General features: G+C 33.2%; 16 protein-coding genes and 4 tRNA genes. 1 reads left to right on the top strand and 19 read right to left on the bottom strand.

Going from position 1 to position 14,928, the window contains the following annotated elements; all coding sequences use genetic code 11:
• Positions 1 to 101: 101 nt before the first annotated feature.
• The 15 genes from rplL to B3792_RS01670 form a co-directional block, all read right to left on the bottom strand.
• Positions 102 to 470 carry a 50S ribosomal protein L7/L12 gene (gene rplL / locus B3792_RS01740; RefSeq protein ID WP_019974307.1) on the bottom strand — a complete coding sequence of 123 codons (369 nt, stop codon included), beginning with the start codon at positions 468 to 470 and terminating at the stop codon, positions 102 to 104.
• A 46-nt stretch (positions 471 to 516) separates the two neighbouring features.
• Complete coding sequence (gene rplJ / locus B3792_RS01735) at positions 517 to 1,029, bottom strand: 50S ribosomal protein L10 (protein ID WP_125349460.1); 513 nt, start codon at positions 1,027 to 1,029, stop codon at positions 517 to 519.
• A gap of 18 nt (positions 1,030 to 1,047) precedes the next feature.
• Positions 1,048 to 1,743, bottom strand: coding sequence for a 50S ribosomal protein L1 (rplA, locus tag B3792_RS01730; protein ID WP_038331070.1), 696 nt, complete (start codon positions 1,741 to 1,743; stop codon positions 1,048 to 1,050).
• Between the two features lie 17 nt (positions 1,744 to 1,760).
• On the bottom strand, positions 1,761 to 2,201 hold the full coding sequence (gene rplK / locus B3792_RS01725) for a 50S ribosomal protein L11 (RefSeq protein ID WP_038331069.1): 441 nt from the start codon (positions 2,199 to 2,201) through the stop codon (positions 1,761 to 1,763).
• A gap of 73 nt (positions 2,202 to 2,274) precedes the next feature.
• A complete protein-coding gene (nusG, locus tag B3792_RS01720) occupies positions 2,275 to 2,823 on the bottom strand; it encodes a transcription termination/antitermination protein NusG (protein WP_219033762.1) in 549 nt (182 codons plus the stop codon).
• Between the two features lie 32 nt (positions 2,824 to 2,855).
• Positions 2,856 to 3,044, bottom strand: coding sequence for a preprotein translocase subunit SecE (gene secE / locus B3792_RS01715; RefSeq protein ID WP_038331172.1), 189 nt, complete (start codon positions 3,042 to 3,044; stop codon positions 2,856 to 2,858).
• A gap of 15 nt (positions 3,045 to 3,059) precedes the next feature.
• A tRNA-Trp gene (locus B3792_RS01710) sits at positions 3,060 to 3,130 on the bottom strand.
• 60 nt (positions 3,131 to 3,190) lie between these two features.
• Positions 3,191 to 4,378 (bottom strand): elongation factor Tu, encoded by a 1,188-nt coding sequence (gene tuf / locus B3792_RS01705; RefSeq protein WP_038331067.1) that lies wholly within the window; start codon positions 4,376 to 4,378, stop codon positions 3,191 to 3,193.
• Between the two features lie 185 nt (positions 4,379 to 4,563).
• Positions 4,564 to 4,636: transfer RNA gene (locus tag B3792_RS01700), tRNA-Gly, on the bottom strand.
• A gap of 73 nt (positions 4,637 to 4,709) precedes the next feature.
• A tRNA-Tyr gene (locus B3792_RS01695) sits at positions 4,710 to 4,790 on the bottom strand.
• A 31-nt stretch (positions 4,791 to 4,821) separates the two neighbouring features.
• A tRNA-Thr gene (locus B3792_RS01690) sits at positions 4,822 to 4,895 on the bottom strand.
• A 130-nt stretch (positions 4,896 to 5,025) separates the two neighbouring features.
• Positions 5,026 to 5,325 carry a ribosome hibernation-promoting factor, HPF/YfiA family gene (gene hpf, locus B3792_RS01685; RefSeq protein ID WP_038331066.1) on the bottom strand — a complete coding sequence of 100 codons (300 nt, stop codon included), beginning with the start codon at positions 5,323 to 5,325 and terminating at the stop codon, positions 5,026 to 5,028.
• Between the two features lie 2 nt (positions 5,326 to 5,327).
• Positions 5,328 to 6,227 carry a tyrosine-type recombinase/integrase gene (locus tag B3792_RS01680; RefSeq protein ID WP_125349436.1) on the bottom strand — a complete coding sequence of 300 codons (900 nt, stop codon included), beginning with the start codon at positions 6,225 to 6,227 and terminating at the stop codon, positions 5,328 to 5,330.
• Between the two features lie 82 nt (positions 6,228 to 6,309).
• The gene (gene rpsU, locus B3792_RS01675) at positions 6,310 to 6,504 is read right to left on the bottom strand and encodes a 30S ribosomal protein S21 (RefSeq protein ID WP_038331168.1); all 195 of its coding nucleotides are present in this window, start codon (positions 6,502 to 6,504) and stop codon (positions 6,310 to 6,312) included.
• Positions 6,505 to 6,572: 68 nt separating this feature from the next.
• Positions 6,573 to 7,715 carry an acyl-CoA dehydrogenase family protein gene (locus B3792_RS01670; protein WP_038331167.1) on the bottom strand — a complete coding sequence of 381 codons (1,143 nt, stop codon included), beginning with the start codon at positions 7,713 to 7,715 and terminating at the stop codon, positions 6,573 to 6,575.
• A gap of 239 nt (positions 7,716 to 7,954) precedes the next feature.
• Between B3792_RS01670 and B3792_RS01665 the strand changes: the two genes are divergently transcribed.
• A complete protein-coding gene (locus B3792_RS01665; RefSeq protein ID WP_286495079.1) occupies positions 7,955 to 8,599 on the top strand; it encodes an OmpW/AlkL family protein in 645 nt (214 codons plus the stop codon).
• Between the two features lie 98 nt (positions 8,600 to 8,697).
• Here B3792_RS01665 and B3792_RS01660 read toward each other — a convergent pair whose 3' ends face one another.
• From B3792_RS01660 to B3792_RS01645, 4 genes are all read right to left on the bottom strand, one after another.
• Positions 8,698 to 9,627 carry a cation diffusion facilitator family transporter gene (locus B3792_RS01660; protein ID WP_125349438.1) on the bottom strand — a complete coding sequence of 310 codons (930 nt, stop codon included), beginning with the start codon at positions 9,625 to 9,627 and terminating at the stop codon, positions 8,698 to 8,700.
• A 58-nt stretch (positions 9,628 to 9,685) separates the two neighbouring features.
• Entirely contained in the window at positions 9,686 to 11,314 is a 1,629-nt protein-coding gene (pruA, locus tag B3792_RS01655; RefSeq protein ID WP_219033765.1) for an L-glutamate gamma-semialdehyde dehydrogenase, read from the bottom strand.
• A 113-nt stretch (positions 11,315 to 11,427) separates the two neighbouring features.
• On the bottom strand, positions 11,428 to 12,147 hold the full coding sequence (locus tag B3792_RS01650; protein WP_291047729.1) for a DUF1003 domain-containing protein: 720 nt from the start codon (positions 12,145 to 12,147) through the stop codon (positions 11,428 to 11,430).
• A 66-nt stretch (positions 12,148 to 12,213) separates the two neighbouring features.
• A complete protein-coding gene (locus B3792_RS01645) occupies positions 12,214 to 14,778 on the bottom strand; it encodes a hypothetical protein (protein ID WP_291068683.1) in 2,565 nt (854 codons plus the stop codon).
• Positions 14,779 to 14,928: the final 150 nt, after the last annotated feature.

Below are 14,928 nucleotides of genomic sequence, written 5' to 3'. Positions count from 1 at the left end.
TTCGAATGAATTTTGGTTTATATAATGACTTTATGCGTAAAAAGGTTTAGACCTAACACGTCCTGTGTTAGGTCCAAACCTATATTTTTGAGTAATAAAAATTACTTCAATTCTACTACTGCACCAGCTTCTTCTAGCTGTTTCTTTAAAGCTTCAGCTTCGTCTTTAGAAACTGCTTCTTTAACTGTTGCTGGAGTTGAATCTACTAAATCTTTAGCTTCTTTTAATCCTTTTCCAGTTAATTCTTTAACTAATTTAACAACTGCTAATTTAGATGCACCTGCTTCTTTTAAGATTACGTCGAATTCTGATTGCTCTTCAGCAGCTTCACCTGCTCCACCTGCAGCAACAACTACAGCAGCAGCAGCTGGTTCGATTCCGTATTCATCTTTTAAGATTGTAGATAATTCATTAACTTCTAAAACTGTTAAGTTTACTAACTCTTCAGCTAATTTTTTTAAATCTGCCATTTTAATGCTTTTTGTTTTTTAAACTTTTATTTGATATGAGTGTGTCTTATTCTTCTGAAGCTCCTTCTTCTGCTTTTGCAGCCTCTTTGTTCTCTAATTGAGAAACAACAGTTTTGATTGGAGATTGAAGTAACATGATGATGTCTGCGATTAATTCTTCGCGAGATTTCAATGCTACTAATTGTGGTAATTTGTCATCACCTACGAATGTATTATCTTCAATCCAAGCTCCTTTTAAAATAGGTTTTTCAGATTTTTTTCTGAAAGTATCGATTACTTTAGCTGGTGCATTACCAACTTCAGCAGTCATTAATGCTGTATTTCCTTTTAAAGATCCGTAAAGCTCTTCGAAGTTTTTGTCTTCGATTTGCTCCATAGCTTTCTTTAATAAAGTGTTTTTTACTACGCGTAAAGATACATTGCTTTTGAAGCAAGCTCTTCTTAATTCAGTAGTATTAACAGCGTTTAATCCGTCGATATCTGCTAAGTAGATGATTTTTGCTTCTGCTAATACAGCTTGCAATTCATCTATCATATTTGCTTTATCTTGTTTTGTCATTGCCATAATCTACTAATTTTAAGCGTTTACACTTTTTGGATCTACTGATACACCTACAGATTGAGTTGTAGAAAGCGTGATGCTTTTTACATATGTTCCTTTAGCAGCTGTTGGTTTTAATTTAATTAAAGTTTGAATTAACTCATTCGCATTTTCTTTAATTTTATCAGCATCGAAAGATACTTTACCAACTGCAGCGTGGATGATTCCGTAACGATCTACTTTGAAGTCGATTTTACCTGCTTTTACTTCAGAAACGGCTTTACCTACTTCTAAAGTTACAGTACCTGATTTTGGGTTAGGCATTAATCCACGAGGTCCTAAAACACGTCCTAATGGTCCTAATTTACCCATAACAGCTGGCATAGTAACGATAACGTCAACATCTGTCCAACCTTCTTTAATTTTTTGTAAGTATTCGTCTAATCCTACATAGTCTGCACCTGCTGCTTTAGCTTCTGCTTCTTTGTCTGGAGTAACTAATGCTAATACTTTTACATCTTTACCTGTTCCGTGTGGTAATGAAACTACACCACGAACCATTTGGTTAGCTTTCTTAGGATCTACACCTAAACGAACTGCTATATCTACAGAAGCATCAAACTTAGCGTAGTTAACTTCCTTTACTAATGATGATGCTTCATCAATAGAGTAAAGTTTGTTTTTTTCTACTTTAGCTAATACTTCTTTTTGTCTTTTTGTTAACTTTGCCATTTCCTAAAATGTTTTAATTATTCTGGAGCTTGCCCACCTTTTACAGTTATACCCATAGAACGTGCAGTTCCAGCAACCATTTTCATAGCAGATTCAACAGTAAAACAGTTCATGTCCGCTAATTTGTCTTCAGCAATAGCTCTAACTTGATCCCAAGTAACAGTACCAACTTTTTGACGGTTTGGTACACCTGATGCTTTTTTCAATTTCGCAGCTTCCATTAACTGAATAGCAGCTGGTGGAGTTTTAATTACGAAATCGAATGATTTGTCTTGATACACAGTAATAACAACTGGTAACACTGCACCTTGTTTTTCTTGTGTACGTCCATTAAATTGTTTACAAAACTCCATGATGTTAACACCTGCAGCACCTAAAGCTGGCCCTACTGGTGGCGAAGGATTTGCTTGTCCTCCTTTAACTTGAAGTTTTACAACTTTTTCAATTTTTTTTGCCATTTTTTTAATTCTTAAAATTAAGCGTTATGTGGAAGCAGCCTAAATTTCTACTTTTAATTTGTTGATAGATTGATTATGCAATCTTTTCAACTTGGTTAAAACTTAACTCTAGTGGTGTTTTACGTCCGAAGATTAAAACCATCACTTCAAGTTTACGTTTATCTTCAATGATTTTTTCAACTGTTCCGTTGAAGCCATTGAATGGTCCGTCGATTACTTTTACAGTTTCTCCTACGATGTAAGATATTCCTAAGTTTGTATCAACGTTTTCTGCTAATTCGTCAACTTTACCTAACATTCGGTTAACTTCCGATTGTCTCATTGGTACAGGATCACCTCCTTTCGTTGCACTCAAAAAGCTAATTACACCTGATGTATTCTTTACCATGTGAGGAATTTCCCCTACAAGTTCGGCTTCTATCATGATGTAACCAGGAAAGTGTACTTTTTCCTTTTGATATTTTTTACCGTTACGGATTTGAATCACTTTTTCCATAGGAACAACAATTTGTCCTACATAATCATTCAAATTTTGGTACTGAATTTCTCTTTCAATATAATCCTTAACTTTCAGCTCTTGTCCAGCTACAGTCTTGATTACATACCATTTCTTTTCACTCATGATTCTAATTACTAAACGGGATATTTTACAAACTAAAAAGCGCCGTAGATAAAGTTAAGCACTTGTGTGAATAATGTATCTACCGCATATAAAAATATAGCTAACAAAACTGTAGCTATTGCAACAATAATTGTGTCTCTTTGTAGATCTGAGAATGATGGCCATGTAACATGATCTTTAAATTCTACAAAGGAATCTTTAAAATATTGTACGACTTTCATATCGTTTTCATTTAGCACGGGCACAAGGATTCGAACCCTGATCAACGGTTTTGGAGACCGCTATTCTACCATTGAACTATGCCCGTAGATAAAAAGAGTGGTAATCATTGAAGATTACCACATCTTCTATATTATATTTTGACTAATTAGTCTAAAATTTCAGTTACCTGACCAGCACCAACTGTACGTCCACCTTCACGGATTGCGAAACGTAAACCTTCGTTTAATGCGATTGGTTGTAATAATTCAACTGTAATAGTTAAGTTATCTCCTGGTAAAACCATCTCAACTCCTTCTGGTAAGTTGATTTCCCCTGTTACGTCAGTTGTACGTACGTAGAACTGTGGACGGTAACGGTTATGGAATGGAGTGTGACGACCACCTTCTTCTTTAGTTAAGATATAAACCTCAGCTTTGAATTTTTTGTGTGGTTTAACAGATCCTTGTTTTGCGATAACCATACCACGACGGATGTCAGTTTTATCAACACCACGTAATAATAAACCTACGTTATCACCAGCTTCACCTCTATCTAAGATTTTACGGAACATTTCAACACCTGTTACAGTAGAAGTTAATTTTTCTTCTCCCATACCAACGATGTCAACTGGATCCCCAGAGTTAATTACACCAGCCTCGATACGTCCTGTAGCAACAGTACCACGACCTGTAATAGAGAATACATCCTCTACTGGCATTAAGAATGGTTTATCTTGATCACGAACTGGTTGCTCAATCCACTCATCAACATTGTTCATTAAGTTTAATACAGTTTCAACCCATTGAGGCTCACCGTTTAATGCACCTAAAGCAGATCCTTGGATAACTGGAGTGTTATCTCCGTCATATTCGTAAGAAGATAATAAATCTCTTACTTCCATTTCTACTAACTCTAATAACTCAGCATCGTCAACCATATCAACTTTGTTTAAGAAAACAACGATACGAGGAACGTTTACTTGGCGACATAATAAGATGTGCTCACGAGTTTGAGGCATTGGACCATCAGTAGCAGCTACTACTAAGATACCACCATCCATTTGAGCAGCTCCTGTAACCATGTTTTTTACGTAATCCGCGTGACCTGGACAGTCAACGTGTGCGTAGTGACGGTTAGCAGTTTCATACTCTACGTGAGATGTATTAATTGTAATACCACGCTCTTTTTCTTCTGGAGCATTATCGATTTGATCGAAAGCTTTTGCTTCTGAATAACCAGCATCAGCTAATACTTTAGTAATCGCTGCAGTCAAAGTTGTTTTACCGTGGTCAACGTGACCAATAGTACCAATATTTAAGTGCGGCTTATTACGGTTGAAAGTTTCCTTTGCCATTTTACTTTTTATTAATTTCTATTGTTATACTTAAATTAAAAAAATAACTTTAAATTATTTTCAAGTGTAAAAGTACACTTTTTGATTTATATAAAGATATTAATTTTTGACTCGCGTTAACCTTGGTTTAAATGAGTTTCAACAACTACTTAAAAGATTAACTATACTGGACGAACCAGAATTTGAGCGGGAAACGGGACTCGAACCCGCAACATTCAGCTTGGAAGGCTGACGCTCTACCAATTGAGCTATTCCCGCATTCACTTCTAAAAAGCTTTGCAAATTTAAAGATTAAATCCTAAACCACAAAAAATTTTAAAAATTAAGTTTGTGGGGAGAGCAGGATTCGAACCTGCGAAGGTTACCCAACGGATTTACAGTCCGTCCTCGTTGGCCGCTTGAGTATCTCCCCGCCTTATTTTTTTGTTCTTCTAAAAACCTTGAGCCGATAGAGGGACTCGAACCCACGACCTGCTGATTACAAATCAGCTGCTCTAGCCAGCTGAGCTACATCGGCATTTTTGTTTTTAAAAGCGTTATTTAAAAGAACAGTCCGTTAAATATGTTTGTTTAACGGACTGCAAATTTACGTTGTTTTTTGAATTAACCAAATTTTTAGGTTCTTTTTTTAGTCAATTCCCTATTTTTTATCTTTCGCTAATTTTTTCTTTTTTTCTGATAATTAATTTTTTTAATGTATCTACCGCTAAATCAATACATTCTTCAAAAGATTGTCCTGTTTTACTTACAACAATATCATCTCCTGGTACTTCTAACTTAATATCAACTGTCTTGTTATTTTTTTCTGCAGTATTCTCTAATTTAAAAGAAACATTCGCTGCAATGATTTTGTCTGACAAAGTTTCTAATTTTTCTAATTTTTTCTCTAAATACTCCTCTAAACCTGGTTTAGTATTGAAGTTTACTGCTTGAAAGTTAATTGTCATAATTACTCTTTTTTGTTCTCACGCGGGTGAGCTTTGTTAAACACTTTTTTTAAATTTTCTATACTCCCATGTGTATAAATTTGAGTCGATGACAAACTTGAATGCCCTAAAATATCTTTTACTGCATTCAGATCTGCTCCTGAATCTAACATATGAGTCGCAAATGAATGCCTCAACATATGAGGACTTTTTTTATGTTTTACACTTATAAGACTAAGATAGTATTTTACTTTCGAATAAACAAGATTATCGTACAAAGGTTTTCCTTTTTCTGTTACAAAAACATTCGTACATTGTAAAGTAATTTCGTTATGTTTTCTAGTGTTATAATTCGCCAAATCCTCTAACAGAAAGGTAGAAATAGGAATTATGCGTTCTTTATTTCTTTTTCCAAGAACTTTTATAGAAAGTGTATTCGGATCGATATCATTTTCTTTCAAACCAATTAATTCGGCACGTCGAATTCCTGTTTGATACATTACATCAATCATTAATCGATCACGTAAACCTTCGAATGTGTCAGGGAAAAATTCATCATTATTCAACAAATCATTCAATTCTGCTTCTGTAAAAGGTACTAAAACTTGTTTATTTTGTTTAAGTGAATGAATTTGCTCGATTGGATTAATGGAAAGATGATTTTCTTTGACCAAATATTTATAAAACGTTCGTAAAGCGCTTAATTTGCGATTAACTGTTTTCTCAGACTTTTCTAATTCTGATAAATGCATCACAAATGCACGAATATGATTTTTTGTTGCAAGTTGTATTTCTGACGAATTTTCTTCTTGTTGATAGAACTCAACAAAATCGTCCAAATCTCTTTTGTAGCTAGTAATTGTTAGCGTAGAATAGTTTTTCTCGAGCGCTAAATAATCTAAGAATAGTTGAATAAATTCCATAAAAAAACCTATTCATCAAAGTTACAACTTTAATAAATAGGTCAACAGAAATTAATTTCTTTATATCGTTTAAAACGGCAATTTATGCTTCCTCCTTTTCGATTAAGGCTTGTTTGTAGATTGCTCTACTCATCTTAATTCTATTTGTAACAGAAGGTTTTGTAAATTGTTGACGTGCTCTTAACTGACGTACAACACCTGTTTTATCAAATTTTCTTTTGTATTTTTTTAGAGCTCTTTCGATTGACTCTCCGTCTTTTACTGGTATAATCAACATAATTTTATCTATTTCTTTTTGAGATGGCAAATATACAACTCTTTAGTAATTAAACAAATCGTTTTGTATTAATCTTTCAAAATATTTCTTCCAATCACTAATTTTTGGATCTCAGTTGTTCCTTCACCGATTGTACACAACTTAGAATCACGGTAGAATTTCTCTACTGGAAAATCTTTTGTATATCCGTATCCACCAAATATTTGAACTGCTTCATTCGAGATTTTAACACACGCTTCCGATGCATAATATTTTGCCATTGCACCTTCTGTCGTCATTGGTTTTTTATGATTTTTTAAATAAGATGCTTTACGAATTAATAATTCTGAAGCTTCGATTTCTGTAATCATTTCAGCCAATTTAAAGTTAATTGCTTGGAAATTTGCAATTGCAGTTCCAAATTGATGACGCTCTTGTGCATATTTCAATGCTGCTTTGTATGCTCCTTTCGCGATTCCTAAAGATAAAGCTGCAATCGAGATACGACCACCATCTAAAATCTTAAGTGCTTGCTTGAAACCATCACCAACATTTCCTAAACGATTTGCATCCGAAACACGTACGTTATCGAAGATTAACTCTGCCGTTTCCGAAGCACGCATTCCTAATTTATTTTCTTTTTTACCCGATGTAAAACCTGGCGTTCCTTTTTCTATTACAAAAGCTGTCGCGTTATTTTTAGCTCCTTTCTCTCCTGTTCTTGTCATCACAACCGCAACATCACCAGAAATTGCATGTGTAATAAAGTTTTTTGCTCCGTTAATCACCCATTCATCTCCATCTTTTACAGCTGTTGTAGACATTCCTCCTGCATCAGATCCTGTGTTGTGCTCTGTTAATCCCCAAGCACCAATCCATTCTGCTGTTGCTAATTTTGGTAACCAACGTTGTTTTTGTTCTTCGTTACCGAATTCTAAAATATGATTTGTACAAAGTGAATTATGTGCCGCTACAGACAAACCAATAGAAGGATCAACTTGTGAAATTTCATCTACAATTGATACATATTCATCATATGACAAACCACTTCCTCCATATTCTTCTGGAACAACGATTCCCATGAATCCCATTTTTCCAAGTTCTTTGAAAACTTCAACTGGAAAAGTTTGAGCTTCATCCCACTCCATTATATTCGGTTGAATGTATTGTTTTGCAAAATCTCTTGCCGATTGCGCGATTAATGATAAATTTTCATTTTCTAAGAAATCCATTTTTTTGAGTTTTTTTGTTTTTTTATGACTTTCCTCCAAAAGTAATAAATTTCTATTAAGTGAAAAGTTTTTCTTTTACGATTATTTTTACTCATTAAAAATAATTGACTATCAGCGTGTTTAAGTTAATAATATCCTTAAAAAAAACAAATGTTTAAAGTCATTTTCGGAAATGATATTTGACATTTTAATTCGGATGAATTAATCCGAGTTTTGTTTCGAAAAATAAAATAAACATTATGAAAAAAGGACTATTAATATTAGGAGCAATCTTTGCATCAACAATTTCATTTGGACAAGAGGCTAGTGAATTACATATGCGTGTAAGAGCAACTGGTGTAGTTCCTATGGAAGATGCTAAAATAGAAGCAATAGGTGGAAATGTAGCAGTTACAAACAATCTTATTCCAGAAATTGACTTTACCTATTATATTACAAAAAATATCGCGGCCGAATTAATCTTAGGAACATCTAAACACGAAGTTGTAGCGGTAAATACTGCATTAGGAAATTTAGATTTGGGACGAGTAATGCTGTTACCTCCAACTCTTAATGTACAATATCATTTGTATCCAACCAAAAACCTAAAACCTTATGTTGGTGCTGGAATTAATTATACAATCTTCTATGATCAAGGGCAAGGAAAAGGGAGAAACGCAGCCGTAACTAGTGTAGATTACAAAAACAATGTAGGTTTCGGATTTCAATTAGGATTTGATTACAAAATCAATGATAAATTATACTGGAACGTAGATGTTAAAAAATTATACTTAAACACAGACGTTACAGTTGGTGCAGCTTTAGACAAACAAGTTTATGTACCAGCAGATGTAGATCTTAATCCTTGGTTAATCAGTACTGGTATTGGTTTCAAATTATTCTAAAATCGACCTTTTATATATATTATGATTTTTTATTAACCAACTAAAAGATCAAAAAGAGAAGCAATTGCTTCTCTTTTTTTATTTAATATAATTTATTTTTACTCCTCCACTCTTTTATCTTCGATGTGATTTGTTCGAAAATATTCTCGAACCGAGACAAAAGTAGGCTCTATATGCACTAATACATCTTTTACTTGTGGCATTTTAGCTTGTACAGCATCTTTCAGATCATGACTAATTTTATGTCCTTCCACCACCGAAATCGTTCCATCGACTATTGCATGTAAATCGACATAATAATTCATTCCATTCTTACGCACATTACATTTTTCAGTCGCCATAACACCCGGAACATGCGAAGCGATTTCTCTAATTTGTTCAATTTCATTTTCGTACAATTGCTCATCCATAATTTCTCCCAACGCAGGTCGAAGGATTTTGTACGCATTATATAAAATAAAACTTGATGCAAAAAGTGCTGCAACATCATCTGCTGCCTCCCAACCTGGTCCCATTACCAATGAAATCGAAATTCCGATAAACGCCATTAACGATGTAATTGCGTCCGAACGATGATGCCAAGCATCTGCTTTTAGAGAAGAACTATTGGTTTCAACACTTTTTCGCATTACATACTGAAACGATAATTCTTTGAATAAAATAATTCCTCCAAGAACTAATAAGGTAAATGGTTTGGGCTGATGATGTGGTGTAATAATATTGTTAATACTTTCTTTTGCAATGATAATCGCAGAAACAATAAGGAAAGTAACCACTAAAAATGTGATTAACGCTTCTGCTTTTCCGTGTCCATAAGGATGATTTTCATCTGCAGGTTTTGCAGAATACTTTAGTCCAAAGAAAACAAATATAGAAGAAAAAACATCTGCCGAAGACTCGATTGCATCTGCAATAAGTGCGTAAGAATTCCCAAAATAACCAGCCAAAAACTTAATTCCAGCCAAAGAAGCGTTTCCTACAATACTAAAAATTGAAGCTTTGATTGCTTTTTCCGAATTATCATTCATACCAAAAAAATAAGCCCTACAAATGTAAGGCTTATTCTAATTTTGTATCTCGAAAATATTATTTTTCTAAGAATGGGTATTTGTAATCTTTTGCAGGAACAAATGTTTCTTTGATTGTTTGAACAGAAGTCCAACGTAACAAGTTCATTGCAGAACCTGCTTTATCATTTGTACCAGAAGCACGCGCTCCACCAAATGGTTGTTGACCTACAACTGCACCTGTTGGTTTATCGTTGATGTAGAAATTTCCACAAGCATTTTTCAATGCTTTAGCAGCTAATTCTACAGCAGCACGATCTTTCGCGAAGATTGATCCTGTTAATGCGTAAGCAGAAGTTTCGTCAACTAATTTTAAAGTTGCTTCAAATTCATTTTCATCATAAACATAAACTGATAATACAGGTCCGAAGATTTCTTCTACCATTGATTCATATTTAGGATTCGTTGCTTTGATAACTGTTGGTTGAACAAAATATCCAACTGAATCATCATAAGTACCACCGATTACAACTTCAGCTTCAGAAGATGCTTGTGCACGATCGATATATGCTTTAGATTTTTCGAAAGAGTTTTTATCGATAACCGCTGTCATGAAATTAGAGAAATCCTCTGGAGATCCTAATCTAACAGTTGCTAACATTTCTTTCATTTGTTTCTCAACTTCGTTCCATAAGTTAGATGGAATATAAGCACGAGAAGCAGCAGAACATTTTTGTCCTTGGTATTCAAATGCTCCACGAACTAAACCTACAGCAACTTCTGTTGGACAAGCTGATTTGTGAACCATTACGAAATCTTTTCCTCCTGTTTCTCCTACGATACGTGGATAAGTTCTGTAATTGTTGATGTTATCTCCAATTTGTTTCCATAAAGTATTGAAAACTTTTGTAGAACCTGTGAAGTGTAAACCTGCGAAATCTTTGTGTTCTAAAACTGTTTTTGCAGTTTCTGCTCCATCAGTTAAGATCATGTTGATTACACCATCTGGTAAACCAGCTTTTTTGAACACTTCCATTGTTACTTTAGCAGCTAAAGTTTGTTTATCAGAAGGTTTCCAAACTACAACGTTCCCCATCAAAGCCATACAAGATGGTAAGTTACCAGCGATTGCAGTAAAATTGAATGGAGTAATTGCGAAAGTAAATCCTTCTAATGGACGATAATCTACACGATTCCAAATTCCAGGAGAAGAAATTGGTTGATCTGCATAAATTTCTGTCATGTATTGTACATTGAAACGTAAAAAGTCAATCAACTCACAAGCTGAATCAATTTCTGCTTGCATTGCATTTTTAGATTGACCAATCATTGTTGCAGCATTTATTTTTGCACGGTAAGGACCAGCAATCAAATCTGCAGCTTTCAAGAAAATTGCCGCTCTATCTTCCCAAGGCATTGCAACCCAAGCTTCTTTTGCAGCTAAAGCTGTATCAATCGCTTTTCTTACATCATCTTGTGTTCCTTCGTGGAAATAACCAACAACTTTTTGGTGGTCATGTGGAGGACGAATTTCTTTTTTATTTCCTGAAAAAATTTCTTCAGAACCAATGTATTGAGGAACTTCAGTTACCTCGTTAAACATTTTTTTGTAAGCGTCTAATAATTGCGCACGCTCTGGTGTTCCAGGAGCATATGATTTTACCTCTTCGTTAACAGCGTGAGGAATTTGAGCAAATGATTTTGACATTTTGATTATTTTGTTTGTTTATACTTTTCAAAGTTCAAATTTAAGAAAAATAAATGGAAATGTTTCAGTTCAGATAATTAAGTCTTTTACCACTTTAAACATAAAATCATCCATTATTCTTCCTTTTTATTTTCTTTTTTATCTTTTGTATGAAGAATTTGATTTTCGATATTCTCTAAATATTGGATTTGCATTTCCTGTATTTCTAATAATTTCTTATTCTGATGAACCAATAAATGATCTATTTTTTCGCTTAATAATTTTATTTCCAATTCAGCTTTCAAGTTAATTTTATAATCATGTTCGGCTCTATCACGGTCTTTATCTTCTTGACGATTTTGACTCATCATAATAATTGGAGCTTGTATTGCTGCTAAACAAGACAAAATCAAATTGAGTAAAATAAATGGATAGGGATCAAAACCTTTGTTGTGCAACATCCAAAAATTAAGAAACATCCAAACCAATAAGAAAATAAAAAACGAAATAATAAATGTCCAACTTCCTCCAAAAGACGCTACTTTATCTGCGATTCTATCGCCTGTTGTCAATGGCTTTGATGTATTTTCTTTTATATTTTCGGAAAGAATAGAATTATCACGAATTGCTTCTACTACATCTTGATCCAATTTTTCCATTTCACCTTTTTCTTGCGAAATCAAATTTGCAAAAAATTGACGACGATATTTGTTCAATATTTTTATCGAAACATAATCTTCTTCGGTAATTGCTGGATAATCTTGCTCAATCAATTTAAAAATCTCTTGCTGAATTTCTTTTCCTTTTACAGCTTCGTAGCGATTAATTGGTTCTTGAGTTACAAAACATTTCATAATAATCTATTTTAGTCAAAAATCACATCACAAAAAACGCTCCTAAAATTAGAAGCGTTTTAATTATTAAAAGTTATTTGTGTAATAATCGAAATATTTACAATTTGATTTTATTTCTTGATATGTTTTCGTGTCCGAATATTGTTTCAAATTTTTAAAATTAGAACGATAATTTGCCACTTTAAACCCTAAAATTTTATCTTCGTTATCATATTGATTTTCGTACAAACGTTTCAACACAGGGTCTTTTGCATTATAAAATCTTCCTTGTTCATTCTTAGACAATGCAAACAAAATTTGCGCTTTCATTTCTTTGTCTATTGTCGAATCAAAAGCTTTTTTCAAATAATTTTCTGACGGCGTAAAATTATCTACGTAGTTTCCACCCCAACCGAAACTTTTGTAAAAGAAGTTGCTTGTCGCTTCATATTGATCACCATAATTATTAAATTTTGGTCCATTATCATTGTTTCGATCAAATGTCAACAAATAACGATAATAGCCTAAAGTCGTCGTATTGTAAAAGAAATTCACCAACAAATAATTCGCTTTTGCAGCTTCTTCGGTATTCTTCTTTGCTATTTTATTCAATTCAATCATCGCATTTGTCAATTCTAATTTTGACATTTTTGGTTTGATAAATTTGAATTCATTCAAATATGGTGTTGCGATCACTTGATTTTCGTCACAATTGAAACATTCAATCTTATTATATCCAAAGATTTTATTCGGAATATTATGATAACCATCAAACTGATTTTCTACCCAAGTTTTGCTTTCTTTTTCTGTTGTATAATCGTAATCATAAACAAAATAAGCACTTTCTGACGTGTGATATTTTTGATCAATCTTCTCAAATTCTTTTTTCGCCAAATCAAATTTCATTTCGCCTAAATACAATGTTCCTTTGAAATCGGCTAAATAATCTGATAATTTAAACTGAATTTCTTTTGATTTTTCTGTTCTCCAATCCCATGAACTCGATTTTACTTTTGCATTAATCAAATACTTTTCGAAAGCTGTTTTATTCGATTTTTTATCCAATTTATCCAAATCATTGATAATCGCCCAATCCGGATTTGAGCCTAATTGTGTAATTTCATTGTGAATCAAAAATGCTTTTCCTTTGTCACCTTGCAGAAAATATCGATTTGCCAAAACATCTAAAATCACATTTTTCAAGTTCATTTTTTGATCATCTTCATCCGAATAATCATAAACATCTTCTGGCAATTTTGGATATTCATAATTCAAAATCGACGCATATTTTTGCATCAATTGATTCTCGAAACTATCTGAAATTTTCTTTTGTTCGAAAATCTCTAATAAAATTTCAATCACTTTTTTCTGTTGTTGAAATTCTTTCGAAGTTGAATTCACTTTGGCTAAATACGTTTTTGTTTCCGAAAAATTTTTGTTCAATAAATTAAGATACGCCACCGATAAATTCCAATATTCTTTGTCATTAGCTTTTGTTGCTTGCGATTTTGCCAAAGAAATTAATTCATTAATCTGAATTTCATCTTTCGAATTTTCATCAGAACTTCCATAATAATCGTTATTCGCTTTTACAGGCAAATACAAATCCGTGTATTTTTTTCGCACTTGCGACGAATCCCAATAATAATCTTCAGGATTTTGTTGCAAATATTCGCGCTCAATTAAATTGATAGAACGCGCAAATAAAATTCTCGCTTGTGGCGCATTTACATCATTTGCAATAATTTTTTTTGCAGGCGCCAACGGATTCGAAAAATCGTTGTAACCAATTAACAAATACAAATCATTTTTCTCTTGAATCGTTTTGGCATTGGCTAACATTTTCTCATAATTCAAATCTTCTGTCACTCGCATCGATTGATAAGCACTCATTTTTCGATCATTCGAATGAGAAAAAACTTCGAAAAAGTCATAATTCGCCTGAATATAATTTCCAAGCGCACGCTCCGCACCACCTTTTTGATCTAATGCATAATAGTACATCGAATTTTTGAGTCCTTGCGAAGCCACATACATATTAAAATAGTTGATGGCATCTTTATATTCGTGGAAATAATGCGCAAAACGTACCAATTGATAACCATAACGGATTTTTAATTCTTTGTCCGTTTCTGCATTCCAACTTTTCTTTAGAACTTCAAGAACTTTTTTATAATTTAGATTATTGACATTTTTTTCGGGACGATCGACATACGACCATTCACCATTATCGATGTAATAAAAAGCCATGTAAGGCTCTAAATACTTAGCATACGACAGATAAAGTAAACTTTGTTTATTCTTTTTTACCCAATCTGTTGTTGCAAAATTATAGTTCGAATTCGACGATTTTCCATTCTTTACCATCATATCAATTTCTTGTTTCGATGCTTTAAAAACCAACTCAAATGCTTGTTGATAGCTAATTCCCAACGTTTTTTGCCAATCCAAAATATTTTCATTCTTTTGATTTGCATCCATTGTATAATATGGATTATCCAAAGTCATCAAAAATGGCTGATATTGCGGTGCTTCGCTTAATGTTTGCGAAAAAAGATTGTAGTAATAATAATCTTCTCCACCACCATCAGCACACGCAAATACTTTGGTTAAACCAAAAGTTAAGCATAAAGTAAGTACTATTTTTTTCATAATTGTGTTGGTATTGTTTTCAAAAATTTTGAGTCTAAATGATAATAAATCAAGCGATAATTGTAAGATAATTTTGTATCGATAAATGATTTTGTTTCAACTAATAATTCGGGAGAAATCCTTTCAACTTTTATTGTAAAACCTTTACTC

Source organism: Empedobacter sp. UBA5924 (assembly GCF_002431085.1).
GTDB classification, from domain to species: domain Bacteria; phylum Bacteroidota; class Bacteroidia; order Flavobacteriales; family Weeksellaceae; genus Empedobacter; species Empedobacter falsenii_B.
The sequence above is the reverse complement of the archived record's forward strand: the minus strand, read 5'-3'. Positions and strand labels throughout refer to the sequence as shown.